This window comes from Pseudomonas sp. FP453 (assembly GCF_030687495.1).
GTDB lineage: Bacteria > Pseudomonadota > Gammaproteobacteria > Pseudomonadales > Pseudomonadaceae > Aquipseudomonas.
The window spans coordinates 3361943-3387786 of record NZ_CP117435.1; the positions used below are offsets into that span (position 1 = coordinate 3361943).

Here is a 25844-nt window from a genome sequence, read left to right on the forward strand (position 1 = left end):
TCCAAATGTGGGAGCTGGCTTGCCTGCGATAGCGGTGGGTCAGCCAACACATATGTCACTGATACACCGCTATCGCAGGCAAGCCAGCTCCCACAGTGATCGCATTCCAATTCAAACAAAAAAGCCCCCGCATCTCGCGATACGGGGGCTTTTGTTTTCAGCGTCAGATCAAACCGGTGACAACACCGACTGACCGCTCAACGCCAGGTCCAGCAACTCACGGTTGGCTACCGCATACATGGCGTAGTCCGTGCCCACAGCGGCACGAATCTCCACCATCATCGCCACCCAACGATCAGCCATGTCCTTGTGCTGCTCAAGCCACAGGGCCACGCGGGCTTCCATGTCTTCTGGCGCATCGGCCATTTGCAGGACCGAAATGGTGATCGCCCGTTGCTGCCAGTCCACATCGTCGCGGAACGCTTCGCGGGCCTGGGCCTGCCAGTTGTTGGCCACTGGCAGATCGCTGATCTGCTGCAGGTACCACGGCAGGTCCAGGGCGCTGCCCACGGCGAAGTAGGCCTTGGCCACTTCGGCGGCGTCGTGCCCGGTGACGTCGGCGGCTTCGATGATCGGCAGCAAGGTGTACAGGTGAGTCGTACCTGCAACCATGCGCGCCAACAACTCCGGTACACCGGCTTCGGTGTATTTGCCGTAGCGGTTCTGCCAGCCTTCGCGGGTCGGGCCTTCCAGCAGTTCGTCGAGCTTGAGGCCCAGCGCCGCCAGGTGCGGACCGAAGTGCGCGGTGTCACGACCAGCGTCCTGCTCGTTGCGACGGCTGCGCAGGAACCAACGCGTAGCACGGCGGCCCAGGCGCATCAGCTCGTCCATCAGCTCCAGTTGCACGTCGGCAGACACCTGGTGATCCAGGGCTTCAATCTGACGGAACCAGTGCGGGAGGTGGAAGATGTCACGCACGATCACATACGCGCCCGCCACGTTCGCCGGGCTCATGCCGGTCGACTCTTTGAGCCGTTGAACGAAGGTGATGCCCATGTGGTTGACCAGGTCGTTGGCGATCTGGGTGCTGACGATCTCGCGCTTCAAGCGGTGGCGACGCATGGCTTCGCCGAACTTGGCCACCAGGCTCGGTGGGAACGCGGTCTCCATGTCACGGGTCAGGTAGTCGTCATCCGGTACCAGGGATTTGAGCAGCGCTTCCTTGAGGTCGATCTTGCTGTAGGAAATCAGCACCGACAGCTCTGGACGGGTCAAGCCCTTGCCGGTCGCGGCGCGCTCGACGAGCTGCTCCTCGGTCGGCAGGTACTCGATGGCGCGGTCCAGCTTGCCACGGCCTTCCAGGTCGCTCATCAGGCGCTTGTACTCGGCTGCACGCTCGTAGGCACGGCGCGCGGCCAGGGACAGGGCCTGGGTCTGCTTGTAGTTGTTACCCAACACCAGGCTGCCGACTTCGTCGGTCATGCTCGCCAGCAACTGGTTGCGTTGCTTGTCGGTCATGTCACCGGCCTGCACCACTTCGTTGAGCAGGATCTTGATGTTCACTTCGTGGTCGGAGCAGTCCACACCACCGGCGTTGTCGATGAAGTCGGTGTTGGAACCGCCGCCATTGAGGCCGAATTCCACACGACCCAGCTGGGTCATGCCGAGGTTACCGCCCTCGCCCACTACCTTGCAGCGCAGCTCGTTGCCGTTGACGCGCAGCGCGTCGTTGGCCTTGTCGCCCACGTCGGCATGGCTTTCGCTGCTGGCCTTGACGTAGGTACCGATACCGCCGTTCCACAACAGGTCCACCGGTGCCTTGAGCAAGGCGTTCAGCAGTTCGGTCGGGGTCAGCTTGTCGGCCGCGATGTCGAAGCGCTCTTTCATCTGTGGCGAAATGGCAATGCTCTTCGCGCTGCGCGAGAAGATACCGCCGCCTTCGGACATGATGCTGGTGTCGTAGTCGGTCCAGGCCGAACGCGGCAGCTCGAACATGCGCTGGCGCTCGACAAAGCTGGTGGCCGGGTTCGGGTTTGGATCGATGAAGATGTGCAGGTGGTTGAAGGCCGCGACCAGTTGCAGCTTGTCGGACATCAGCAAGCCGTTACCGAACACGTCACCGGCCATATCGCCGACGCCCACCACGGTGATGCTGTCTTCCTGCACGTTGATGCCGCGCTCACGGAAGTGACGCTGCACACCGACCCACGCGCCCTTGGCAGTGATGCCCATTTTCTTGTGGTCGTAACCAGCGGAACCACCGGAAGCAAACGCATCACCCAGCCAGAAGCCGTAGTCGATGGCGATGCCGTTGGCGATGTCGGAGAAGGTCGCCGTGCCTTTGTCCGCTGCCACTACCAGGTACGGGTCATCGTCGTCATGACGCACGACGTTGGCCGGTGGCACCAGGGCGCCGTCCTTCAGGTTGTCGGTGATGTCCAACAGGCCGGAGATGAAGATGCGGTAGCAGGCGATACCCTCGGCCGCGATCTCGTCACGGCTGCCGCCCAGTGGCAGGCGACGCGGCAGGAAGCCGCCCTTCGCACCCACCGGCACGATGACCGAGTTCTTCACTTGCTGGGCTTTTACCAGGCCAAGCACTTCGGTACGGAAGTCCTCTTCACGATCGGACCAGCGCAGGCCACCACGAGCGACGTTGCCGAAGCGCAGGTGCACGCCTTCAACCCGTGGCGAGTAGACGAAGATTTCAAACTTCGGCACCGGCTTGGGCAGCTCAGGGATCGCACGCGGGTCGAACTTGAAGCTGAAGTACGACTTGTTCTGGCCGTTGGCGTCGGTCTGGTAGAAGTTGGTGCGCAGGGTGGCCTTGATCAGGTCCAGGTAGCGACGCAGGATGCGGTCTTCGTTGAGCACCTGAACGTCGTCCAGGGCGCTGAGGATCGCTTGCTCCAGGCGTTGCTGCTTGTCTTCCAGGTCTTCGGCCGTGAGCTTGCGCGCCAGGTAGAAACGGGTCTTGAACAACCGGGTCAACTCGCGGGCGATGTCGGTGTGGTTGTTCAGGGTGCTGGCGATGTAGCCAAGGTCGAAGCCCAGGCGGATCTGCTTGAGGTAACGGGCGTAGGCACGCAGCAGCGCGACGTCGCGCCATGGCAGGCCGGCGGTGAGCACCAGGCGGTTGAACGCATCGTTCTCGGCGTCGCCATGCACGATGTGCACGAAGGCGTCTTGCAGGGTGTCGTTGAGCTGCTGGATGTCCAGGTTCACGCCTTCGGCGGCGATGAACGCAAAGTCATGGATCCAGAACTCGCGGCCGTTGGCGTGGCGCAGGCGATACGGGAACTCGCCCAGCACGCGCAGGCCGAGGTTTTCCAGGATCGGCAACACGTCGGACAGCGCCAGCGGGGTGTCGGCGTGGTAGAGCTTGCAATGCAGCTCACGCTGGCCGGAAACCTGGCCCAGCGGCTGATAGAAACTCATCACCAGCGGGTTGGCTTCGGTCAGGCTGTTGAGGTGCTGCATGTCGACCACGGCCGAATGCGCGGCGAAACGCTCGCGGTAGCCGGCCGGGAAGCCTTTCGGGAAGTCCGCCAGCACGTTGGTGCCCTGGGCTTCGCCGAAGCTTTCCACCACCAGGCTGGCGTAGTCGTCCTGCCAGCTGCGGCAGGCCTGCACCACTTCTTTTTCCAGTTGCAGCGGGTCGATATCGAGGCGGTTCTTCGGGTCAACCCGCAGGATCAACTGCACGCGAGCCAGCACGGACTCGGAGAAGAAGGTCCAGAATTCGCAGTCCGAGGCTTTCAGACGATCCATCAGCACTTGCTGGATCTTCTGGCGCACTTCGGTGGAATAGATGTCACGCGGCACATAGGCCAGGCAGTAGCAGAAACGACCGTACGGGTCCTTGCGCAGGAACACGCGGATCTTGTTGCGCTCCTGGATCTGCACGATGGACATCACGGTGCTGAACAGCTCGTCCACCGGGGTCTGGAACAGGTCGTCGCGGGGCAGCACTTCAACGACTTGCGCCAGCTCCTTGCCCAGGTGCGCCTTGGCCTGGAAGCCGGAACGGCGTTCGATCTCGGCCACCTTGCGACGGATATACGGGATGACGCGCACGCTTTCGCCGTACACCGAAGAGGTGTACAGGCCCATGAAGCGGTGTTCCTTGATGACCTTGCCGTCGGCGCTGATTTCGCGGATCGACACGTAGTCCGGGTAGGCCGGACGGTGTACGCGGCTCGGGTGCGCCGCCTTGGCGAACGACAACACCGTCGGTTCACGCAGGTAGTTCACCGCATAATCTTCGATACGCAGGTCTTCGGCGGTCAGGCCGGCACGCAGCAGCTTGGTCAGACCGAGGAAAGAATCGGCGTCATATTCGATATGACCGCCGTCCGCCTCGTCACGTACCACAAACTCTTCATAGCCGAGGAAGGTGAAGTGGTTGCCCACCAGCCATTCCAGGAAGCTCTTGATCTCGGCCTTTTCTTCGCCGTCGATGCTGAACTGGCTGGCGTCGATACCGGCCAGCAGGTCCTGGACCTTGGCTTTCATCGGTTCGAAATCGGCCACGGCGACGCGCACTTCGCCCAACACCTGCTCAAGCTCTTTGCTCAGCACGTTGAGTTCGGCGGCATTGGCGCAACGGTCGATTTCCAGGTACATCAGCGATTCTTGCTGGATGCCTTCGCCCTGGGTGCCTTTCGGCAGGATTTCCAGCAACTCGCCCTTGGCACCACGACGCACGCTGAGCACGGTGGTTTGCAGGGTGTGGATGCTGTAGCCGCGACGGTTCAGCTCGGTACGCACCGAGTCCACCAAAAATGGCAGGTCATGGTGCAGCACTTCAACCGCAGTATGGGTCGATTGCCAGCCATGACGTTCGTAATCGGGGTTGTACACCCGCACTTGCGGTTGGGTGTGGTCAAAGCGCTCAAGCAGGCGCCACGCAGAGAGGGTGCAACCGGCCAGGTCGGAAAGGCGACGCTGGGTCAGTTCGTCCAGAGAAATGATGCCGAAGAATTGTTCAGCGAACAGCGCCACTTGTGGCAGTGCCTGTTCACTGATGTGCTGCGCCAGTGCCGCTTGCAGTTGATGCTGGAAGTCGGCCTTGCTGGCTGCGGTGAAGAACGCCATCTGTGGTACTCCGCTTGGGCTTGTTATTGATGAAAGCGTCGCGTGTTATCCCCTTGCGGGGAGACCGTCAGCTCTGTTCGCAGGTTAACCATAGCGAATCAAAGCGACAGGTGGGTGAAGCTGCACAAGACAACGGGGTCACATACAACTTGCACAAGATGCGCACCGGGCCAGATGACGGTACGACGGGCAGGTCAGGCGCCTGGCCCATGCACATCCGTTGCGCAGCTTAACGAGTGTGGGAAGACAGCTGCTTGCGGTGCTGCGACATATTCGGTCATCGGTACGCAGGCTGGGGGTTGCAACTTGGGCAACCCGAAATTTTCGGTGAAAAAACCAGCTACTTTTACTGCACCGAGTGCCGAAAATGACTGATAGCACGCGTCAGGTCATGCACTGGGTCTGACACAGGATGCAGCACAAAATTCGCGGCAATGGCACAATTGCCCGCATTACGCCCCGCCCAGACAGGATTCCCCATGCTGCAACTGACAACCGACGCGCTGATGGTCACCCCGTGCGATGACGAAGAAGACAACATGGCCATGCTCTGCTGCCACGGCAAGAACGGCGAGATGTTCATGCTCACCCGCTACCCGGATGAAGACGAAGTGGAGCTGACCTGGGACTACGAGCCATCGACCCTGGATGGGCTGAAGGTCACCCTGGGTGACACGTCCCTGCTGGTGGAACTGGCTGCCGGTGACGCCGACGCGCTGGGGGGCAAGGATCAATTGCAGATCAGCCACGCCACCGCTGCCTCAGACATGGCCGAAGTAGAAGAAACCCTGCAGAACATCCTCAACGGCACCGGCACCTTCACCCGAATCTAAGCTGCACAAGCGATCAAATGTGGGCGCTGGCTTGCCTGCGATGCAGGCACCGCGGTTTGTCAGCGATACCGAGGTGATGCTATCGCAGGCAAGCCAGCTCCCACAGGGACCGAGCCACACCAGCAGAATTTACGTCCTACACACAAAAATCCTACAAGTTTTCCTAAAAATACCCCGCGCGCCGTTAGTCGCCACACCCCGCGATGCATTAAAGTAAGCCTCCCTAGCCCGGCGTTCTGACTCGACCCCAGGGCGCACCTCTCCAGGAACCGTCATCGATGGAACATCGTGAAGCGCTGCTCGCGCTGCGAACCTTTCTTTCTACGCAGATTCTCGGCCAGGAAAAACTCATCGATCGCCTGTTGATCGCCCTGCTCGCCGACGGCCATATGCTGGTAGAAGGCGCGCCGGGCCTGGCCAAGACCAAGGCCATCAAGGAGTTGGCCGAAGGCATCGAGGCGCAGTTCCATCGCATCCAGTTCACCCCCGACCTGCTGCCCGCCGACATCACCGGCACCGAGATCTATCGCCCGGAAACCGGCAGTTTCGTGTTCCAGCAAGGCCCGATCTTCCACAACCTGGTGCTGGCGGACGAAATCAACCGCGCGCCGGCCAAGGTGCAATCGGCCTTGCTCGAAGCCATGGCCGAGCGCCAGGTCAGCGTCGGGCGCAGCACCTACGAGCTGTCGCCGCTGTTTTTGGTGATGGCCACGCAGAACCCGATCGAGCAGGAAGGCACCTACCCGCTGCCCGAAGCCCAGCTCGACCGTTTCCTGATGCACGTGAAAATCGGCTTCCCGGACGCCGCCGTCGAACGGCGCATCCTGCAACAGGCCCGCGGCGAAGCGCTCAACGGTGAAACCAAGCCCGAGCGCCGGGTCAGCCAGCAAGCCATCTTTGCCGCCCGCAAGGAAATCCTCGGCCTGTACATGGCCGACGCGGTGGAGGAATACCTGGTGCAACTGGTCATGGCCACGCGCACCCCGGCCAAGTTCGACCCGGAGATGGCCGAATGGATCGCCTACGGCGCCAGCCCGCGCGGTTCCATCGCCCTTGACCGCTGCGCCCGCGCCCACGCCTGGCTGGCCGGGCGTGACTTTGTGAGCCCGGAAGATATCCAGGCGGTGCTGTTCGACGTGCTGCGCCATCGCATCATCCTGTCGTTCGAAGCCGAAGCCGCGGGCATTGACCAGGACCGTGTGGTGCAACGCATTCTCGACGTCGTTGCCGTCGCTTGAACCCCATGAACGCAAGCGATGGCATCCGCGTCACCCTCAGCGAATTGATCGAGATGCGCCATCGCGTGCGCGAAGTGCAGCTGTTTTCCACGCCCAGCCAGCGCAGCCCGCTGATCGGCCTGCACCACTCCAAGCTGCGCGGGCGTGGCGTCGACTTCGACCAGGTGCGCGTGTACCAGGCGGGCGACGATGTGCGCACCATCGACTGGCGCGTCACCGCACGCACCCAGGAGCCGCACACCAAGCTGTTCCATGAAGAGCGCGAGCGGCCGATCTTTATCATGGTCGAGCAAAGCTGCCGGCTGTTTTTCGGCTCCGGGCAAATGTTCAAATCGGTACTGGCCGCCCAAGCGGCGAGCCTGATCGGCTGGGCGGCGCTGGGGCATAACGACCGCGTCGGCGGGCTGGTGTTTGGCGACAACGAGCACTACGAAATCAAACCCCGCCGTAGCAAGCAAAGCCTGCTGCAACTGCTCAACCGCCTGGTGCGCGTCAACCAGAGCCTGAACACCGAAAGCCACCCCGAAGCCGATGCCCTGGGCATGGCCCTGCGCCGTGGCCGTGAAGTCTTGCGCCCCGGCAGCCTGGTGATCGTGATCTGCGACGAGCGCGCCCTGACCGAAGGCGCCGAGCAGCAACTGAGCCTGTTGTCGCGCCATTGCGACCTGCTGCTATTGCCGATCTCCGACCCGCTGGACCACGCCCTGCCCGCCGCCGGGCTGCTGCGTTTTGCGCAACGCGGCGCGCTGCTTGAACTGGATACGCTGAACTACGATTTGCGCCAGGCCTACAAAGCCCAAGCTGAGGCGCGCATCGCCCGCTGGGAATTGCTCGCGCAAAAACTGCGGGTGCTGCTGATGCCCTTGAGCACCCAAAGTGAAATGGTCGAGCAACTGCGCGAATACCTCAACCCGCAGCGTCCGGTGAAAAAGCAATGAGCAGCCTGGACCAACTGCAACCGCTGATCGCCCCGCCGGCCATCGGCTTCTGGCCGCCTGCGCCGGGCTGGTGGCTGTTGTTGCTGCTGCTCCCGCTGCTTGGCTGGGGGCTGTGGTCGCTGCGGCGCTTCCTGCCGGCGCGGCGCCCGGTGGCCCGTGCCGAACAACCGCTGGACCCGTTGCGCATTGCCGCCCTCGCGGAATTGGCGCTGATGCCCAAACCCTACGACGGCGCCCCGGCCGGCGCCTGGCTGCAACAACTCAACGGCCTGCTCAAGCGCCTGTGCCGCAACGACTACCCCTACAGCCAGAGCCACACCCTCAACGGCCGCAAATGGCTGGCGTTTCTCGACAACCGCTGCCCCGCCGCGGGCCTCACCCGTTGGATGGTGCTGGTGGAGGGCGCCTATAAACCCGAATGCAAACTCGACGACAAGGCCATCGCCGGCCTGACCCAAGCCGTCGACACCTGGATCCGCAAACATGTTTGAGTTCGCCTGGCCGTGGATCTTCGCCCTGCTGCCATTGCCCTGGCTGATGCGCCTCGTGCTGCCGGTGGCCGACAGCGGCGAGCCCGCGTTGAAAGTCAGCTACCTGGGCGACCTCGAAAGCCTGGCCCGTCGCCGCGCCCGCGTGAACCTGCCGGGCTGGCGCCAGCAAGCGCCGTTCGTGGTCCTGTGGCTGTTGCTGCTGACCGCCGCCGCCCGCCCGGAATGGCTCGGCGAACCGCTGCCGATTGCCGCCAGCGGCCGCGACCTGCTGGTAGCGGTGGACGTGTCCGGCTCCATGGATTTCCCCGACATGCACTGGCAGGACGACGACATCAGCCGCCTGAGCCTGGTCAAACACTTGCTCGGCGACTTCCTTGAGGAGCGCGAAGGCGACCGCGTCGGCCTGATCCTCTTCGGCAGCCAGGCCTACCTGCAAGCGCCGCTGACCTTCGACCGCCGCACCGTGCGCACCTGGCTGGATGAAGCGCGCATCGGCATCGCCGGCAAAAACACCGCCATCGGCGACGCCATCGGCCTGGCCCTCAAACGCTTGCGCCAGCGCCCGGCACAAAGCCGCGTACTGATTCTGGTGACCGACGGCGCCAACAACGCCGGGCAGATCGACCCGCTTACCGCCGCGCGCCTGGCCGCCGAAGAAGGCGTAAAGATCTACCCCATCGGCATTGGCGCCGACCCCGAGCAAACCGGTTCCCTGGGCATCCTTGGCGTCAACCCGAGCCTGGACCTCGACGAGCCGGCGCTCAAGGCCATCGCCCAGGCCACCGGCGGCCAGTACTTCCGTGCCCGCGACGGCGAAGAACTGCAAACCATCAAGGACACCCTCGACCAGCTCGAGCCGGTCGAACAACAACCGACCCAGGCCCGACCGGCGCAGGCGCTGTACAGCGGCCCGCTGGCCCTGGCGCTGATCCTGAGCCTGTTGCTGGTGATCCAGGAGCGCTGGCCGAACAACGCCCTGCAACGCCTGTTCAACAAACTCTCAAGCAAGGGGATTTTCCTGCAACAGCACCCCGAATGGCGCAAGCGCCTGCAACGCCTGCGTTTGCGGAGGCGGCGATGATCGACCTGTGGCCGCATTGGTTCCGCCCCTGGTGGCTGTTGCTGCTGCCGTTGCTCGGCTGGCTGCTGTGGCAACTGTGGCATCGGCAGAAACGCGCCGGGCGCTGGCAGATGATCCTGCCGCCGGCCTTCCATGCCGTGTTGCTCAGTGGTGGCAACGGCCGCGAAAGCAAATCGCCGTGGGTGGTGCTGGGCATCGCCTGGCTGTTGGCCGTGTTGGCACTGCTGGGGCCGAGCTGGCAGCGGGTTGAACAGTCCAGTCAAAAACCGTCCGACCCGTTGGTGGTGTTGCTGGAACTGACCCCGGAAATGCTCGCCACCGACAGCCCGCCCAACCGCCTGGAACAGGCGCGGCGCAAACTCTACGACTTGTTGCAGGCGCGCAGCGACGCGCAAACCGCCATCGTCGTGTATGCCGGCAGCGCCCACACGCTGGTGCCGCTGTCCGACGACCTGGCCACCAGCCGCAACCTGCTGGAAGCCCTGCGCCCGTCGATCATGCCCGAGCCCGGCCATCGTGCCGACCTGGCGGTGGAAAAAGCCCTGGACCTGCTCAAGCGTGGCGGCCTCGGCCAGGGACGCCTGCTGCTGATCGGCTCGTCGCTGTCCAAACAGGAGCGCCAGGGCATTCGCCTGCTGCTGCAAAGCGCGCAATCGCCGAGCCTGTCGATCCTCGGCATCGGCAGCCGCGAAGGCACGCCCGTGACCCAGGAAAGCGGCGAATTCCTCAAGGACGAACAGGGCGCGATCCTCGTGCCGCGCCTCGACAGCCCGACCCTCAAGGCCTTCGCCAACGAAATGGGCGGCCGCTACCGTGCCGCGCGTCTGGATGACAAGGACCTGCGCCAGCTCGGCGTGCTCGACCCGCCGCAAGCCTTGCGCGACGACGGCCAGCGCCTGCACCTCGACACCTGGGCCGACCAGGGTTACTGGCTGCTGCTGCCCTTGCTGCTGCTGGCCGCCTGTGCCGGGCGGCGCGGCTGGTTGTTCTGCCTGCCGCTGTTGCTCCTGGTCGCGCCACAACCCAGCTATGCCTTCGAGTGGCAGGACCTGTGGCTGCGCCCCGACCAGCAAGGCCAGTACCTGCTCAAGCAAAAACGCCCCGCCGAAGCCGCCGAACACTTTCAAGACCCGCAATGGCAAGGCGTGGCGCTGTACGAAGCCGGCAACTACGCCGAAGCGATCAAACGCTTTGCCGAAGGCAATGACGCCTACGCCCACTACAATCGAGGCAATGCGCTGGCCAGGTCCGGTGAACTGGAAGCCGCCATCGACGCCTACGAACAGGCTCTGGAAGCCCAGCCCGACCTGCAGCCGGCGCTGAAAAACAAAGCCCTGCTGGAAACCCTGATGCAGGAGCAAACGCAGCCGGAACCTGAAAAACCGGCAAAGAACGAAGATGACGAAACCACCCAACCCGGCCAAACTGCGCAACCGGGCGCCAGCGGGCAAAACGCCACGGGTGGCGAGCAATCGTCCCAAGGCCAGGGCGAAGCCGGCACCGGCGATACCCAGACCGGCGCCACACCCCACCCCGGTGGCAACGAAGTGCCGGGCAGCGAACTGGGGGATGAGCAAACCACCACCCCGCCGCTGCGCCCCAGCGACGCGAGCCTCGACGGTGAACACCGCCAGGCCCTGGAACAATGGTTGCGGGAGATCCCCGACAACCCTGGCGAACTGCTGCGCCGTAAATTCTGGTACGAACAGCAACAACATCAGGACAAGACTCGATGAGCCGCCGCCCCACCCTACTGCTTCTGCTCGCGTTATCGGCAGGCCACGCCCAGGCGGCGAACCTGGTCGCCAGCGTTGACCGCAGCCGCCTCAACTCCGGGGAAACGGTGGAACTGACGGTGGAATCCAGCGACGTCACCCAGTTCGGCAAACCCGACCTGTCGCCCCTGGACGCGCAGTTCGAAGTCAGCGGCACCCGCCAGCTCAACCAACTCACCACCCTCGGCGGCGACAACCACGCGACCACGCGCTGGATCATCACCCTGCTGCCCAAGGAAAACGGCACCGTGGTGATCCCGCCGCTGCAAGTGGGCGAGTACTCGACCCAACCCATCAGCCTGCAAGTGGTGGAGACCGCCAGCCAGAACACCAACGCCGAACTGGCCCCGGTGTTTGTCGAAGCCAACCTCGACCAGAGCAGCGTGTATGTGCAGGCCCAGGCCCTGCTGACGGTGCGCGTGTACCACTCGGTGTCGCTGTATGACGACAGCAGCCTCACCCCATTGCGCATTGCCGACGCCCGGGTCGAGCAACTGGGCGAGTCGCGCACCTACGAAAAAGTCATCAACAGCATCCGCCACGGCGTGATCGAGACCCGCTACGCGATCTACCCGCAACACAGCGGCGTACTGGATATTCCGGCGCAGACCTTCAGCGCCACCTTGGTCGAATCACGCCCGCCCCAGGAAAACACCCTGCAAGGCACCAAGCCCGGCAAGCTGATCCACGTCAGCTCGGCGCCGCTGCCACTGACGGTCAAGCCCAAGCCAGAGCTGTACCCCGCCGATGCACCGTGGTTGCCGGCACGGAGCCTGACCCTCGACGAAAGCTGGAACCCCGAACCTGAACATGTGCAGATCGGCGACTCGCTGACCCGCAGCCTCACGGTCAAGGCCGAAGGCCTGTCCAGCGCGCAACTGCCGTCCCTGCCCAGCAGCGAGATCAACGGCCTGCGCCGCTACCCGGACCAACCGGTGCTCGCCAACCAGACCAACGACCGTGGCCTGATCGGCAGCCGCGAAGACCGCGAAGCCTTGGTGCCCAACCGCGTCGGCCCGCTGGAACTGCCGGCGGTGGAAGTGGTGTGGTGGAACACCCACGAAGACCACCTGGAACGCACCAGCCTGCCGGCGCGCACCTTGCAGGTGGCCAATAACCCAAGCCTGGTGGTGGATACGCCCGCCACGCCCACCGTCATCACTGCGCCGGACGACAGCCGCCTGTGGTTGTGGCAACTCAGCACGCTGATCCTGGCCTGCACCACCTTGCTCGGCTTCAGCCTCTGGTGGCGTGCGCGCAGGCAGCCCGCCGTGCTACGTGCCGCACAAACCGGCCCCAGCCCGCGCACCCTGCTCGACGACCTCAAGCGCGCCACCCAGGCCAACGACCCCCAGGCCACCCGCCAGGCCCTCGACGCCTGGGCGCGGCAGCAACCGGAAACCCTGGCCGAGATGGCTGCTCGGTTTATCCCGCTGTCTGATGCGCTGGACGGTCTCAACGGCGCGCTCTACAGCGAAAGCGGCCAGTATTGGCTGGGTGAAGAACTGTGGCGCGCGGTAAAAGCCATCCCAATGGCCGAACGCGAAGCCGACCCCACCGCCGACACCACCAGCCTGCCACCGCTCTATCCCAAGTAACCGCTAAACCCTGTGGGAGCTGGCTTGCCTGCGATCGCATCACCTCGGTATCTCTGACAAACCGAGGCGCCTGCATCGCAGGCAAGCCAGCTCCCACACAAGCCAGCTCCCACAGGGGGCGATGTGTGCGCAATACAGGTAAACTCCCCTCCTTTTCATCTTCTCCAGGGAGTTTGCCTTGCGTCTGTTCCACACCTCCGACTGGCACCTTGGGCAAAACCTGCATGGCCAGGAACGCGATTACGAACACGCCTGTTTCCTCGACTGGCTGCTGGGCCAACTGAAGACCCAGCGCCCGGACGCGCTGCTGATCGCCGGTGATATCTTCGACACCGTCAACCCGCCGCTCAAGGCCCAGGAACGGCTGTATGACTTCATCATCAGCGCCCACGAACAAAACCCCAACCTCACCATCGTGATGATCGCCGGCAACCACGACTCCGGCTCGCGCATCGAATTGCCCGCGCCGTTGATGCGGCGCCTGCGCACCCATGCCCTCGGTCGCGTGTTGTGGCTGGATGACGGTCAACTGGATGCCGAGCGCCTGCTGATCCCGTTGCCGGATGCCAAGGGCAAGATCGCCGCCTGGTGCCTGGCGCTGCCGTTCCTGCGCCCGGCAGAAGTCACCGGGGCACACTTGGGTGACGATTACCTGCGTGGTATCGGCCAGGTACATGAGTGGTTAATCGCCGCTGCGAATGCCAAGCGCAAGAAGGGCCAGGCGCTGATCGCCATTAGCCACGCGCACATGGCCGGTGGTTCGGTGTCGGAGGACTCCGAGCGCAGCCTGATCATCGGCAACGCCGAGGCACTGCCGGCCAACCTGTTCGATAGAAGTGTCGGCTACGTTGCCCTCGGCCATTTGCACAAGCCGCAAAAGGTCAATGGTGAGGAACGCATTCGCTACAGCGGCTCGCCGATTCCGCTGTCGTTTTCCGAAATCGGCTACAAGCACCAGATCCTCGACGTGACCTTCCAGGGTCAAGCCCTGGTGAGCGTCGAACCGCTGCTGATCCCCCGCTCGGTCGACCTGCAACGCCTGGAAGCTGCGCCTCTGGCGGATATCCTCAAGACATTGGCCGAACTGCCCGACATCGACCTGCTCGCCGAAACCCAGCGCCACCCCTGGCTGGAAGTGCGCGTGCGCCTCGACGAGCCGCAACCGGACCTGCGCCAGCAAATCGAAACCGCCCTGCAAGGCAAGGCTGTGCGCCTGGTGCGCATCGCCGCCGAATACGCCGGCAATGGTGCGCGTGAGGAAGAAGGCGAAGCGCGCCTGATCGAACTCGACCAACTCACCCCCCAGGAACTGTTCAGCCGCGCCTGGCAGGACAGCTACGGCAGTGACGTGGATGAACAGACCTTGAAGGACTTCGCCGTGCTGCTCCACGAAGTGCAACACGCGGAGGAACAAGCATGAAAATCCTCGCCATCCGCCTGAAAAACCTGGCCTCCCTGGCCGGCCCGTTTGAAATCGACTTTACTGCCGAACCGCTGGCCAGTGCCGGCTTGTTCGCCATCACCGGGCCGACCGGCGCTGGTAAAAGCACCCTGCTCGATGCGCTGTGCCTGGCGTTGTTTGGCGCCGTGCCGCGCCTGGGCGACACCGGCCAGGCCAAGATGCCCGACGCCGACAGCGATATTTCCATCGGCGACCCACGCACCCTGCTGCGACGGGGCACCGGTGGCGGTTATGCCGAAGTGGATTTCGTCGGCGTCAACGGCCGCCGCTACCGAGCGCGCTGGGAAGCCAACCGTGCCCGCGACAAGGCCAGCGGCAAGTTGCAAAACAGCCGCCAAAGCCTGATCGACCTGGACAGCGACCAACTGCTCGCCAGCCAGAAAACCGAATACAAGACCCAGTTGGAACTGGCCCTGGGCCTGAACTTCGAACAGTTCACCCGCGCCGTATTGCTGGCCCAGAGCGAATTCAGTGCCTTCCTCAAGGCCAACGACAACGAACGCAGCGAGCTGCTGGAAAAACTCACCGACACCGCGCTGTACACCCAGCTCGGGCGCCGCGCGTTCGACAAGGCCAAGGAGGCCAGGGACGCCCACAAACAGCTGCAAGACCAGGCCACCGGCGTCGTGCCCCTGGCCGCCGAAGCGCGCGCCGAACTGGATCAGCAATTCGACGCCGCGCAACAACAACTCAAGACCCAGCAGGCCCAACTCAAGCAGTTGGAGGCGCAGCAAGCCTGGCTCAAGGAGTTGCGCGAATGGCAGGAGCGCCAACTCAGCGCGACCGAACAACTCCAGCGCGCCCAGGCCGAGTGGGACAGCCAAGGCCCGCAGCGCCAGGACCTGAGCCGCCTGGACCAGTTGGCGCCGCAACGTCATCAGTTCGCACGCCAGGCTGAACTGGCCAATCTGTTGTCGCCCCTGGCCGCGCAGATCCAGCACCATATCGAACAGCAGGCCACGCTCAATGCCCGCCAGGAACAGGCCCAGCAACAGCAGGCAACGGCGCACGCCGCCCTCGCCGACGCCCTGAAAAACCAGGGCGACGCCGTGCCTTTGTTGCGCCAGGCATTTGAAGCACAGAGCACCCTCGCCCACTTGACCAAGGACCTGGCCAAGCGCGTCGACGACAAGCTGCAACACGAAACTGCCTGCACCGAAGGCCAGACCCAACTGAACGGTTTGCTGGAACAACAGTCCCAGGTGGCCGAACGTCTGCAACGCCTGGCCGCTGGCCTTGAACGCAGCATCGCCCTCGCCCCGTTGAGCGATGCCTGGACCGTTTACCGCGAACGCCTGCAACAACTGATGCTGATCGGCAATCGCCTAAACAAGGGCCATACCGAGCTGCCACAGTTGGAACAACGCGCCACCACTGCCGCCGAACGTTTCACCCAGCAACGCGAAGCCCTGGACCTCTTGTACCAGGAAGCCGGCGCCGAACCCCATGCGGTGGCCGAACAGATCCAGCTGCTGGCCAGCCTGCTGCAAGACAATCGCAAGCAACAACGGGCCTTTGAAGACCTGACGCGCCTATGGGACAACCAGCGACAGCTGGATCAACAGTCGGCAGCCCTCACGCAAAAACTGGCCGATGCGCAGCAGCAACGCGAACAACTGAACCAAACGGGCCTGCAAACCAAGGCCGAACTGACCGTTGCCGAACAAACCCTGGCGGTGACCAGGCAATTGCTGGAACGCCAACGCCTGGCCCGCAGCGCCAGTGTCGAGGAGTTGCGCGAGCGGTTGCAGGATGACCAGCCCTGCCCGGTGTGCGGCAGCCATGAACATCCGTATCACCAGCCCGAAGCCCTGCTGCAAAGCCTCGGCCGCCATGACGACAACGAAGAGGCGGCGGCGCAGAAAGCCGTCGACACCCTCAAGGAAAAACTCAACGAGCTGCGCGGCGAAGTCGGCGGCTTGATCGCCCAGCAGAAAGAATTCCTGCAACAGCAGGAGCACCTGGCTACGCAACAGCAAGCCCTGGCGCCCAGCCTGGACGCGCACCCGTTAGCCGCTTCGTTGTTCAATCAGGAGCAGGCCAAGCGCAGCGACTGGCTGGCCCAGCAACTCGGCCAACTGACCCAAAGCATCACCCAGGATGAACACCGCCAAGGCGCCCTGCTCAACCTGCAACAAAACGCCGGGCGCTTGCAGCAACAACTGCAAGCCGCCCAGGACGCCAGCCAGCAGGCCCGGCAATTGCTGGTGGACCAGCAACGGGAGTTGTCCAGCGACCGCGAGCGCCTCGACGAAGAACTCAACGCCTTCGCCAGCCTGTTGCCCGCCGATACCCTGGACGGCTTGCGCAAGGAGCCTGCGGCCACCTTCATGCAACTGGACCAACAGGTCAGCCAGCGTCTTGAGCAACTGGGCCACCAGCGCGATGAACTGGCCGAACAACAGGAACGCCAACAGGCCATCGAGAAACAACAGACCCACCAGCAACATCGCCAGCAGCAACTGGATGGCTTGCTGGTGCAGGTCAGCGAACTGGCCACCCAGCAACAGGCTGCACAGGCAACCCTCAGCGCCCCTGCTTGGCGAACACACCAGCGCCGAACACTGGCAGCAGCAACTGGAGCTGGCCGTGACCCAGTCGCGCCAAAGCGAGGCCGATGCCAGCCAGCAATTGCAGGACACCCGCAATGGCTTGGTGCAACTGGCCGCCGACCTCAAGGCCCAACAGGAACGCCAAACCGCGCTGCAAGCCGAGCAACAGCACCTCGACACCCGCATCAGCGAATGGCGCGCCCTGCATCCCGAGTTGGACGACAGCGGCCTCAACCGCCTGCTGGCCTTCGATGAGGCGCAGGTCAGTGCGCTGCGCCAGCAGTTGCAGCACAGCGAAAAAGCCGTCGAACAAGCCCAGGTCCTGCTGCAAGAACGCGAACACCTGCTGGCCCAGCACCAGGCCTTGCACAACGGCCACCTCGACGCCGAGGCTTTGGCCGATACCCTGGCCGCGTTGAACCAGCATTTGGCCGATGGCGAGAAAGCTGTCGCCGAACTGCGCGCGCGTCAGTCCGAAGACCAGCGTCGCCAGGACGCCAACCACACCCTGGCACTCACCACCGCCAAAGCCTATGAAGAATGGCAGCGCTGGGCGCGTCTTGAAGCGTTGATCGGTTCGGCCAGCGGCGACAAGTTCCGCAAGATCGCCCATGCCTACAACCTCGACCTGCTGGTGCACCACGCCAACGTGCAACTGCGCCAACTGGTGCGCCGCTACCGCCTCAAGCGCGGCGGCAGCATGCTGGGCCTGCTGGTGCTGGACACGGAGATGGGCGATGAACTGCGCTCGGTGCATTCGCTGTCTGGCGGCGAGACCTTCCTCGTGTCGTTGGCACTGGCCTTGGGCCTGGCGTCCATGGCGTCGAGTACCTTGAAGATCGAGTCGCTGTTTATCGACGAAGGTTTCGGCAGCCTCGATCCCGAATCCCTGCAACTGGCCATGGACGCACTGGACGGCTTGCAGGCCCAGGGGCGCAAGGTGGCGGTGATCTCCCACGTGCAGGAAATGCACGAACGCATCCCGGTGCAGATCCAGGTCAAGCGCCAAGGCAACGGCTTGAGCACCCTGGAGGTCAAGTGAGCGAAGCGCTGCTGTATTCGTTCCGCCGCTGCCCCTACGCGATGCGCGCACGGCTGGCGTTGCGCTACGCCGGCGTGCCGGTGCGTATCGTCGAGGTCAGCCTCAAGGCCAAGCCGGCCGAGATGCTCGCGCTATCGCCCAAGGGCACGGTGCCGGTGCTCAGCGTTGATGGACGGGTGATTGAAGAGAGCCTGGAGATCATGCAATGGGCGCTGGCCCAGCATGATCCTGACAACTGGTTGCTGCAGGGTGATCCGGCAGTCCTGGGGTTGATCGCAGAGAACGATCAGGGCTTCAAGTATCACTTGAATCGATACAAGTACGCCGAGCGCTACCCGGAACAGTCGATGGAACATTATCGGGCCGAGGGCGAGGTGTTCTTGCAGAAATTGGAGGGGTTGCTGGCCGAGCGGGACTACCTGCTGGCCAACCACCTGACCCTGGCGGATGCTGCACTGGCGCCGTTTGTGCGCCAGTTTGCCCATGTGGATCGAGTGTGGTTTGCCGGTACATCGTATAAACGGTTGCAGGGTTGGTTACAGCGTTTTCTGGATTCGCCGCTCTTTGTCGCAGTCATGGCAAAGGCTTGAACGCAACACAATCCAAATGTGGGAATACTCCTGTGGGAGCTGGCTTGCCTGCGATGCAGACACCTCGGTGAATCAGTGGTACCGAGTTGATGCTATCGCAGGCAAGCCAGCTCCCACATTTGACCTCACCAGCTTCTGGATCAGTGTTGGGCTTTGTGATCCAGCGCGGCATAGAAATTGGCGCTCTGTTGCAGGTACTTCTGGGTGTAGGCGCTGGTGCTGGATTTTTTGCCGGTGAGTTCCACGCTGGCGGCAGCCGGCAGGGCCACGGTGGCGGAAACGGCGGAAGCAGCGATGATCGAGAAGAGATTGAAGTTCATGGCGGTAACCCTTGTGTTCGTTTGATTGAGTGGCCGGGAAGGCCTTGGAACCAAACTTACGCCCGAGGGTTGAACCTTAGAAATGCTTTGAAACAGTAGCCGATATCACTGCAATTAATAGAAAGGCTCAGGCCCCGCACTGCGGGGCCTGTGGCTTATTGACGCACCAGGAATTTCAAATCACTGGGCGCATCGATCGGCATTTTTTGCACGGTTTTACCGAGAAGGCCGGTCTTGGGGTCACGTTCGACCACCACGATTTCGTTACTTTTCTGGTTGGCGATCAGCAAGAACCTGCCGCTCGGGTCCAGGCTGAACTCACGCGGATGGTCGCCCTCTACCGAACGGCGTTGCAGTTCCTTGAGGTGCGCGGTGGCTGGGTCAATGCTGAACACCAGCATTTGGTTGGCCGTACCACGGTTGCTCACATACAGGAACTTGCCGTCGCTGGACGCGTGCAGCGCAGCGCCTGCCTTGTCGGACACCGGCTGGCCAGCGGCGAAGTCCACCAGTTGGGTCTGGCTGAGCTGACCGTCGTGGTAATCGAACACCGCAACCTGGGCGCTCATCTCGGTGGTCAGCCAGGCGTGCTTGCCATCGGCGCTGAACAGCAAATGCCGTGGGCCGCTACCCGGTGGCAATTGCACCGACGCCGGGTTGGCCGGGGTCAGTGGCAACTCGTGGTTGGCCTCGGGGGCGTAGTGGTAGGCAAACACCTTGTCCGCGCCCAGGTCCTGCACAAACACGTACTTGCCATCCGGCGACGACACCACCGAATGCACATGGTTGGACGCCTGGCGCTCCGGGTTCACGCGGCTGGCCGGGTGCCCGCTCAACTGCACCGGAGGTGACAGCTTGCCACTGGCATCCACCGGCAGGATCGCCAGGCTACCGCCCGGATCTTCCAGGACCGAATAGTTGGCGACCAACAGATAACGGCCATCGGCAGACAGGCTGGAGTGAGTCGGTTCGTTGCCCAGGCTTTGTACCTGGTTGATCAAGGTCAGTTGATGATCGCCGGGGGCAATGCTGTAGCTGCTGACACGCCCGACCGGATCTTTCTGGCCCGGACCGTTCTCATTCACTACAAACAGATGCTGCTGATCCTTGGAAACGGTCAGCCAGGACGGGTTGGCGGCCTTGGCGGCCAAGACAGGCTGGCCTTGGAACTTGCCGGTGCGGCTGTCGAACTGCAAGCGGTAGATGCCTTCGCTGGTGCCAGCGGTGTAGCTGCCCACCAACAGCTCATAGGTCTCGGCCGGCGCGGCCTGCACCGACATCGCCCCCACACTGCCTGCCATCAGCAGGGGCCAGAATTTACGCAACATCATCGGTGTCGTCCTCGTCGTCATTGTTGCCGGTGAACGCGCTCAGGCAGATCAGGCGGTGTTCGCCCGAATCGCCGACGAGGGTCCAGCTTTGCAGGGCGTCGTCAAACGTCGCGGCCTGCACCTGTTCCAGGCTGAAACTCCAGCGTTTTTCAGCACGGCCGTCCATGGCGGTGATCAGCAACTTCTGGGCATCGAGGCTGAAGTCAAACGCGTGCAGGCCATCGATTTCAAGCATGTCACTGGTGACAAGGACGGTGGTCAGGGTGTTGGCAGTCATGGCAGTCAATCATCTACGGGAAAGCGCCAATGATAGCCCAGCAACGGCGGTGGAGCGCCGCTTTCGATGGGCGGGCAGCGACAAACACGCCGAAACAGACAGCCCGACCCCACGCCGATCAAGGCATACGCCTTGATCGGCGACGCGCCGCGAAACAGTTGATAACGCATTGCCGACATCGGGGCGTGACCGGACAGGTATTTTTCCCGGCGTACGTTTTGTCCCACAAGCAAAGGAAGCGCTTGCATGCTATCGGTAAGAAACACGCCCAACACTTACACCGTCTCCCTGCCCGTGCAGTCACCGCCGCCCCCTGCAACGCCCGGCAACGAAACACTCCCCAAGCCCCACTCGCCGGCACCTCGCCCGAACCCGGCGCCCACGGGCCTCCAGCGCCAGTTGAATGCACCGCCCCAGCCAGACGCCACCGCCCTGGAAACCCGCGTGGCCGAGCATTTCGCTAGCCGTCCCAGCGTGCGTTCGGTGGTCGCCGGGCTTCTGACCGAGGCACTCAAGGCACAACACCCCAGCTTGAACATCGATGTCGCCAACACGTCCCTCGCCGTGCCAACCCAGGCCAGTACCTCGCAATATGCGCTGACACCACTGCTGGACCTGGCCCTTGAACACCTGGCATCGGGTGCCGAGCTGGATTTCTCCAATCGCTTCGGCCAGCCCTGCAAGTGGATCAACACCACCCACTACAACTTCCTCAGCGTCAAGGATGATGCGAGCCAGCCAACACTGCCGCTGGACATGCAAGCGGTCGAACTGGCCATACGCGCCCTGCGCCCCAATCTGCAGGCCGCCTTTGCCGAAGCGCTGACGGCCTATTGGGACCAGGACGCCTTTCCCCCAACACCCAACGGCGCGCGCACCAGCCAGTGGTCGTGGCTCGGCGACACCCTGCACAACACGCTGCGCATCGCCGGTCTCCAGCAACCGGGGCTGGATGACCTGCAACGCCAGACGCTCGACCAGGTCACGCGCTACCCCGATGCCACGGAGCGTACAAACGCCTTCGGCACCTCGGTAGCCAAGGTGTATGCGCTGGAGTCGAGCCTGAGCAAGGGCGATAGCCATTCCCGGGTGCTCAGCCCAGACCTGCTGATCACCCGCGAAGTCGATGGCCGCCAGATCGTGCTTCACACCTCGGCCGCCGGCGTGGTGACGCCCTACGATTCCCTCGAGGCCTTTGCCACCGCATGGCAACGCCAGCTCAGCGAACAGTTCGTGTTCGACCGGTTGGACTGGAAGCGCGTGGAACTCACCGGCCCGGTGTTTGCAACCCAGGCTGCCCTCGTTCTCAACGGGCAATTGCAAAACCTGGAGGCCATACAACTGCCCGCCAACGCCAGCGTCGAAGCGCTGGAGCAACTGTTCGCCCAAGCCAGCGCCACGGCCCCGTCATTCATCGGCGCCCTGAGCCCAGCCGCCACCACGCTTGAGTACATGGCCCGCAACATGCCGGCCTGGCTCACCCAAGCCAGCGAAGCCGAGCGCTTTGCCTACCGGCGCCACACCCTGGCACTGGCCAGCAGTGTGCAGCGCAATCACGGGCGTACGTTTCTTACGGACATACCGGACATCCGCACCTATGCCGAACAACAACTCGACGCCCGCCTGGCAGCCAAGGGCTATAAGGCCAAGGACCTGGAGGTCACCTTCAAGGTAGCGGTGGGCACCCTGGGGAGTGGCTACATCGAGCCAGTGAAGATGAGCCTGGTACAGATGGCCCTGGAAAACCTCGCCGGACTGCCCAAGGGTCAGATGGAGATTCGCCTGCGCGGCCAGCCGGTCAATGACCCCACACTGGCCCAGGACCTCAAGGACCTGATCAGTGAGGTCGATATCGGCAAGCACTACCCCGCCTTGCTGGAACAGCATTTGGCGGGTGACAGCGCGCAGTCCAGGGAGCGCCTGGCGTTGTTCGCCGAGCAGGTGCCCATCCAGCTCGCCATGCAGGCCAGCGAACTCAAACTCAAGGGCCAGGCCGGCCTGACGGCGCAAGGCGTACAGTTTGTCGAAGCGGTGACCCGCCCCGGCGCCGGCAGCCGTCAGGTCGATGGCTTGGACCTCACCGTGCGCCCGCTGGCGTTCCTGCGCAAACCCGGGGCAACGCCGGATGTGGTCGAGAACATGTTTCTGATCGAGCCGAAAAACGTCGAAAAAGGCCCGCACATCCTCTACCGCCCGCAGCTCTCGCCGCCATTGCAAGAGTTCGCCAGCCGCGCGGCCTTGCTGAGTGCGATCCAGCAACCCGGCCCGTTGCAGCAAAGCATCCTGGCCTGGTTGCCGGACGCCAAGACCCGTGCGGTGTATGGCAATGGCGGTTTTCACACGCCACACATCGCCCACTACAGTGTGTTCAACGAATTCGATGCCCCCGCCACACCGGGGCCGACCACCCTGGCCGTCGATGGCTATGACGCGGCCGCCACGCTGGCTCGCGACGTGGACCGCGGCGACCTGATGAAGCACCTGTTCAATGCCAATGCCCATAGCCTGGTCAACCTCGCCAAGGACCAATCGACGTCCGATGCCGAAAGCCGCTGGGCGTCCCACAAGGAACTCGGCTGGTTACTGTTCAATACGCTGTTGCCGGTATTGCAGGGCCCCGGCGCCATGGCCGGTTGGCTGGTGCAACTGGCCAGCGTGGAGAACGATATCCAGCAGGCCAGTGAGACCGCCAACCCCGACCCCACAGCCGCCATGGTGGATTTGCTGGTAAATGTGGGTACGTTGTTGAGCCATACCACGGCAAACGCGGTCAAGCCGCGTCCATTGGGCAGTATTCCCTTTGCCGACCGCCCAGAAGTCAACGTGCCCCTGCGTCGCGGTGGCGAAGCCAGCACCGGCCACCCCGCGACAATCCATCAGGCCGCTGTCGGCACGGCCTTGGCCGCTGTTTCAACGCCTTTCGATTTCGCCTTTTCCAGCGCCGGCGTGCTCACACCCGCGCAGCGTGCGCATATTCAAAGCTTCAGCGTGCCCACCCCTGCCGGGCATGCAACGCCCATCGCCAGCGGCCCGCTGAAAGGCCTGTATTCCATTGAGAGCACACTGCACGCACGCATCGACAACCACTGGTACCGGGTGGCGAGGGACCTGGATGGACTGTTTGTCATCGATGAGCAGGACAAGGCCCGCACAGGGCCACCGCTGAAAGCCGATACTCAAGGCCACTGGCAATTTGATACACGCCCGAAACTCAAAGGCGGCATGCCCCGTTCCGGTGCCCGCATGAAGGCCACAGTGGACAAGAATGTCGAAGTCACCAAAGCCATGCTCGCCAAGTACGCAGATGAATTGATCGCGGCGCAGCCCGTGGCCATTGCCACGGAAGTTGCCGACAGGCACCTGGTCGAGACCGAACGTTCACTGCACCAGTCCAACAAGACACTGCAAACCCTGTGGGGCCTGGCCAGCAACAGCGAGCGTGGCGCTGAATTCAACGATCGATATCAGGCAGAACTGGCCCGCAACCGGCAGCTACTGGCGTTACAACGCACCCGCTTCACCCTTTACGAACAACAGATCGACAAGCTCACCCACTTGCGCAAAAACGCAATCCAGGCGCTGACCCCCGAAACCCCTGCCATGGATTTCAACATCTTCAAGGAAAAACGTTCCGAGGCGTATCAGGAAATCGCCGAAACCCTGCGTTCGCTCAACACCGACTACCTGTACATCGGCGAAGAATTTTCCCATGCCAGTACCGGTGAGCCCCTGAACGACCTTATCGAAAGAACCCGTATCAACGCACCTGGGGCCTATACGCAGTTGATCCAAAGCCTGAGTGACCGCGTCGAAAATATCGAGCATCTCATACGCCTGTCAGACACCTATGCCCAACTGCTGGATGAATGGAAGAGTGACTCGCCCCATGGCAAAAAACAGGCCGCTGCGTTTATCAGGGCAAACGATCAACCACCGATCAATCAGGCGTTGTTTGCCCGCCTGGAACGCATGAGCACCCTGCGCGAGTTAAGCATTGACCGCAGCACCGATATCGAGTCACCGCAAGAAGCGTTCCTGATTGATCGCTTCAACCGAGCCGACCTCAATACCATCGCAACCTCCCACATCGAACTGCAAGAGCATGAGGGCTATACCGCGGAAGAACGCATTGCCGTACTTGGCAGCCTGATTGACCAATACAAGGGTGAGCTGAACAACTTCCAGGCGTTGCAGGAGATGGGTTCGAAACGGCTCAGGCCGGTCTACAGCGAGCGTTTCGCCGAGGCCCTTCGTCAGGTGATTACCCAGGCGCAGGCTGAACTGGCCGACCTTGTTCGCGAAGAGCAACACCTCTCCCCCATCGTGAAACGGCGCAAGGACCGTCCGCACAAGGCGCAGAATAAACAAGTCTTCAAGACCCGCGACAAGCAAACCCTGGTCGGTACGCTGCGTGCGGCAGCGCCAGGCCAGGACATTCAGATTATCGATGTGCTCAACCCGCAGACCGGTCTGCCGGTTACCAGCTACAGCTGGCACACCAGCGAAGGCGAGTGGGTACAGATAATCCGCAATGACCCGGTCAAGCCTGCGCCGGCTCCACTCCTAAAGCCACTGGCAAGCTACGCCAACGACGCGCGCAAGCTGATGGATGGACAGGCCGAGATCGAACGCAGCATCCAATACCAGAAAAAGAAGCTGGATGACCCAACCCGCCGGGAAAGCGTGAGCCCCAGCGACTGGAGCGACATGCTGGAAAACCAGGCCCGGAACCTGGATCGCCTCGCCCAGCAGGCTGAGGCGAGCCATCAGGACAACAGTGAAACGGCCCCGCTGCTGGCCCTGTGGCGCAACGCCGCCAACGACATGCGCCAACGCGCGATCATGCATCGCTGCGACGGCTACCTTCGCCAGCCCCCGCGTCCGGAAAACATCGAATACCTATGGACGCACGGGCGTGTCGATATCGGCCTGGTTGCCCGGGACAAGCCGCTCAAGGGCAAGGATTTTCTCACCGAGTACGCTGTGCGCGAGAAAAACGGCCCGGGCGTTCTTTGGTATGCGCACTTCCATTACCCGACACAGGACACCCCGCGCGCAGACTACAGCGCAGCCCACCTGAAGCTGCCCGAGCAACGCTACCTCACGCAAAAGGACCTGGTGACCCAGGCGGGGAAGGATGACAAGCGCATCGACAGCATCTTGCGTGCGAAAATCAAGCCACCACTGGACGAGAAGCTGTTCCTGAAACTGTGACCTGAACGACGACGGGGGAAGCCAATGGCTTCCCCCGTCATGTTTCAGCTACCCCACTCCATGGC

The 25844-nt window shown here is 62.9% G+C and carries 15 protein-coding genes and 1 pseudogene; 11 read left to right on the top strand and 5 right to left on the bottom strand.

The genetic code is table 11. The annotated features are described in order from the left end of the window. Window positions 1–168 precede the first annotated feature (168 nt). Complete coding sequence (locus tag PSH87_RS15085) at window positions 169–5037, bottom strand: NAD-glutamate dehydrogenase (RefSeq protein WP_017736126.1); 4869 nt, start codon at window positions 5035–5037, stop codon at window positions 169–171. Window positions 5038–5516: 479 nt separating this feature from the next. On the opposite strand from PSH87_RS15085, the gene PSH87_RS15090 reads away from it, so the two are divergent. The 10 genes and pseudogenes from PSH87_RS15090 to PSH87_RS15135 all read left to right on the top strand — a co-directional run bounded on the left by PSH87_RS15090 (window position 5517) and on the right by PSH87_RS15135 (window position 18637). Next, the gene (locus PSH87_RS15090; RefSeq protein ID WP_305430035.1) at window positions 5517–5870 is read left to right on the top strand and encodes a hypothetical protein; all 354 of its coding nucleotides are present in this window, start codon (window positions 5517–5519) and stop codon (window positions 5868–5870) included. Between the two features lie 278 nt (window positions 5871–6148). Further along, window positions 6149–7108, top strand: a complete 960-nt coding sequence (locus PSH87_RS15095) for a MoxR family ATPase (protein ID WP_017739127.1) — start codon at window positions 6149–6151, stop codon at window positions 7106–7108. Window positions 7109–7113: 5 nt separating this feature from the next. Continuing rightward, complete coding sequence (locus tag PSH87_RS15100) at window positions 7114–8046, top strand: DUF58 domain-containing protein (RefSeq protein WP_017739128.1); 933 nt, start codon at window positions 7114–7116, stop codon at window positions 8044–8046. Next, entirely contained in the window at window positions 8043–8537 is a 495-nt protein-coding gene (locus PSH87_RS15105) for a DUF4381 domain-containing protein (RefSeq protein WP_017739129.1), read from the top strand. Before PSH87_RS15100 ends, PSH87_RS15105 begins: the two co-directional genes overlap by 4 nt. Continuing rightward, a complete protein-coding gene (locus tag PSH87_RS15110; RefSeq protein WP_257783010.1) occupies window positions 8530–9618 on the top strand; it encodes a VWA domain-containing protein in 1089 nt (362 codons plus the stop codon). Before PSH87_RS15105 ends, PSH87_RS15110 begins: the two co-directional genes overlap by 8 nt. Beyond that, window positions 9615–11354, top strand: a complete 1740-nt coding sequence (locus PSH87_RS15115; RefSeq protein ID WP_305430037.1) for a tetratricopeptide repeat protein — start codon at window positions 9615–9617, stop codon at window positions 11352–11354. The genes PSH87_RS15110 and PSH87_RS15115 overlap by 4 nt, the downstream gene beginning before the upstream one ends. After that, window positions 11351–12991 carry a BatD family protein gene (locus PSH87_RS15120; protein ID WP_257783008.1) on the top strand — a complete coding sequence of 547 codons (1641 nt, stop codon included), beginning with the start codon at window positions 11351–11353 and terminating at the stop codon, window positions 12989–12991. Before PSH87_RS15115 ends, PSH87_RS15120 begins: the two co-directional genes overlap by 4 nt. A gap of 178 nt (window positions 12992–13169) precedes the next feature. Further along, the gene (locus tag PSH87_RS15125) at window positions 13170–14411 is read left to right on the top strand and encodes an exonuclease SbcCD subunit D C-terminal domain-containing protein (protein WP_017739133.1); all 1242 of its coding nucleotides are present in this window, start codon (window positions 13170–13172) and stop codon (window positions 14409–14411) included. Beyond that, window positions 14408–18047, top strand: a pseudogene (locus tag PSH87_RS15130) (AAA family ATPase). The gene PSH87_RS15125 and the pseudogene PSH87_RS15130 overlap by 4 nt, the downstream one beginning before the upstream one ends. Further along, the gene (locus PSH87_RS15135; protein WP_305430038.1) at window positions 18044–18637 is read left to right on the top strand and encodes a glutathione S-transferase; all 594 of its coding nucleotides are present in this window, start codon (window positions 18044–18046) and stop codon (window positions 18635–18637) included. Before PSH87_RS15130 ends, PSH87_RS15135 begins: the two are co-directional and overlap by 4 nt. Window positions 18638–18777: 140 nt before the next feature. On the opposite strand, the gene PSH87_RS15140 is transcribed toward PSH87_RS15135, so the two are convergent. The 4 genes from PSH87_RS15140 to PSH87_RS15155 all read right to left on the bottom strand — a co-directional run bounded on the left by PSH87_RS15140 (window position 18778) and on the right by PSH87_RS15155 (window position 20735). Beyond that, window positions 18778–18957, bottom strand: coding sequence for a hypothetical protein (locus tag PSH87_RS15140; protein WP_017739136.1), 180 nt, complete (start codon window positions 18955–18957; stop codon window positions 18778–18780). A gap of 155 nt (window positions 18958–19112) precedes the next feature. Next, a complete protein-coding gene (locus PSH87_RS15145) occupies window positions 19113–20288 on the bottom strand; it encodes a lactonase family protein (protein ID WP_305430040.1) in 1176 nt (391 codons plus the stop codon). Further along, on the bottom strand, window positions 20275–20565 hold the full coding sequence (locus PSH87_RS15150; protein WP_305430041.1) for a DUF5629 family protein: 291 nt from the start codon (window positions 20563–20565) through the stop codon (window positions 20275–20277). Before PSH87_RS15150 ends, PSH87_RS15145 begins: the two co-directional genes overlap by 14 nt. Before the next feature lie 5 nt (window positions 20566–20570). Next, window positions 20571–20735 carry a hypothetical protein gene (locus PSH87_RS15155; protein WP_305430043.1) on the bottom strand — a complete coding sequence of 55 codons (165 nt, stop codon included), beginning with the start codon at window positions 20733–20735 and terminating at the stop codon, window positions 20571–20573. 76 nt (window positions 20736–20811) lie between these two features. Here PSH87_RS15155 and PSH87_RS15160 point away from each other — a divergent pair, with 76 nt between their 5' ends. Next, window positions 20812–25779 carry a dermonecrotic toxin domain-containing protein gene (locus PSH87_RS15160; protein ID WP_305430045.1) on the top strand — a complete coding sequence of 1656 codons (4968 nt, stop codon included), beginning with the start codon at window positions 20812–20814 and terminating at the stop codon, window positions 25777–25779. The last annotated feature ends 65 nt before the right edge of the window (window positions 25780–25844 follow it).

What these genes read in the sequence shown, in the direction of transcription:
- PSH87_RS15085 (WP_017736126.1), bottom strand. Translation starts at nt 5,037, where the DNA reads ATGGCGTTCTTCACCGCAGCCAGCAAGGCCGACTTCCAGCATCAACTG.
- PSH87_RS15090 (WP_305430035.1), top strand. Translation starts at nt 5,517, where the DNA reads ATGCTGCAACTGACAACCGACGCGCTGATGGTCACCCCGTGCGATGAC.
- PSH87_RS15095 (WP_017739127.1), top strand. Translation starts at nt 6,149, where the DNA reads ATGGAACATCGTGAAGCGCTGCTCGCGCTGCGAACCTTTCTTTCTACG.
- PSH87_RS15100 (WP_017739128.1), top strand. Translation starts at nt 7,114, where the DNA reads ATGAACGCAAGCGATGGCATCCGCGTCACCCTCAGCGAATTGATCGAG.
- PSH87_RS15105 (WP_017739129.1), top strand. Translation starts at nt 8,043, where the DNA reads ATGAGCAGCCTGGACCAACTGCAACCGCTGATCGCCCCGCCGGCCATC.
- PSH87_RS15110 (WP_257783010.1), top strand. Translation starts at nt 8,530, where the DNA reads ATGTTTGAGTTCGCCTGGCCGTGGATCTTCGCCCTGCTGCCATTGCCC.
- PSH87_RS15115 (WP_305430037.1), top strand. Translation starts at nt 9,615, where the DNA reads ATGATCGACCTGTGGCCGCATTGGTTCCGCCCCTGGTGGCTGTTGCTG.
- PSH87_RS15120 (WP_257783008.1), top strand. Translation starts at nt 11,351, where the DNA reads ATGAGCCGCCGCCCCACCCTACTGCTTCTGCTCGCGTTATCGGCAGGC.
- PSH87_RS15140 (WP_017739136.1), bottom strand. Translation starts at nt 18,957, where the DNA reads ATGAACTTCAATCTCTTCTCGATCATCGCTGCTTCCGCCGTTTCCGCC.
- PSH87_RS15145 (WP_305430040.1), bottom strand. Translation starts at nt 20,288, where the DNA reads ATGATGTTGCGTAAATTCTGGCCCCTGCTGATGGCAGGCAGTGTGGGG.
- PSH87_RS15150 (WP_305430041.1), bottom strand. Translation starts at nt 20,565, where the DNA reads ATGACTGCCAACACCCTGACCACCGTCCTTGTCACCAGTGACATGCTT.
- PSH87_RS15155 (WP_305430043.1), bottom strand. Translation starts at nt 20,735, where the DNA reads ATGCGTTATCAACTGTTTCGCGGCGCGTCGCCGATCAAGGCGTATGCC.
- PSH87_RS15160 (WP_305430045.1), top strand. Translation starts at nt 20,812, where the DNA reads ATGCTATCGGTAAGAAACACGCCCAACACTTACACCGTCTCCCTGCCC.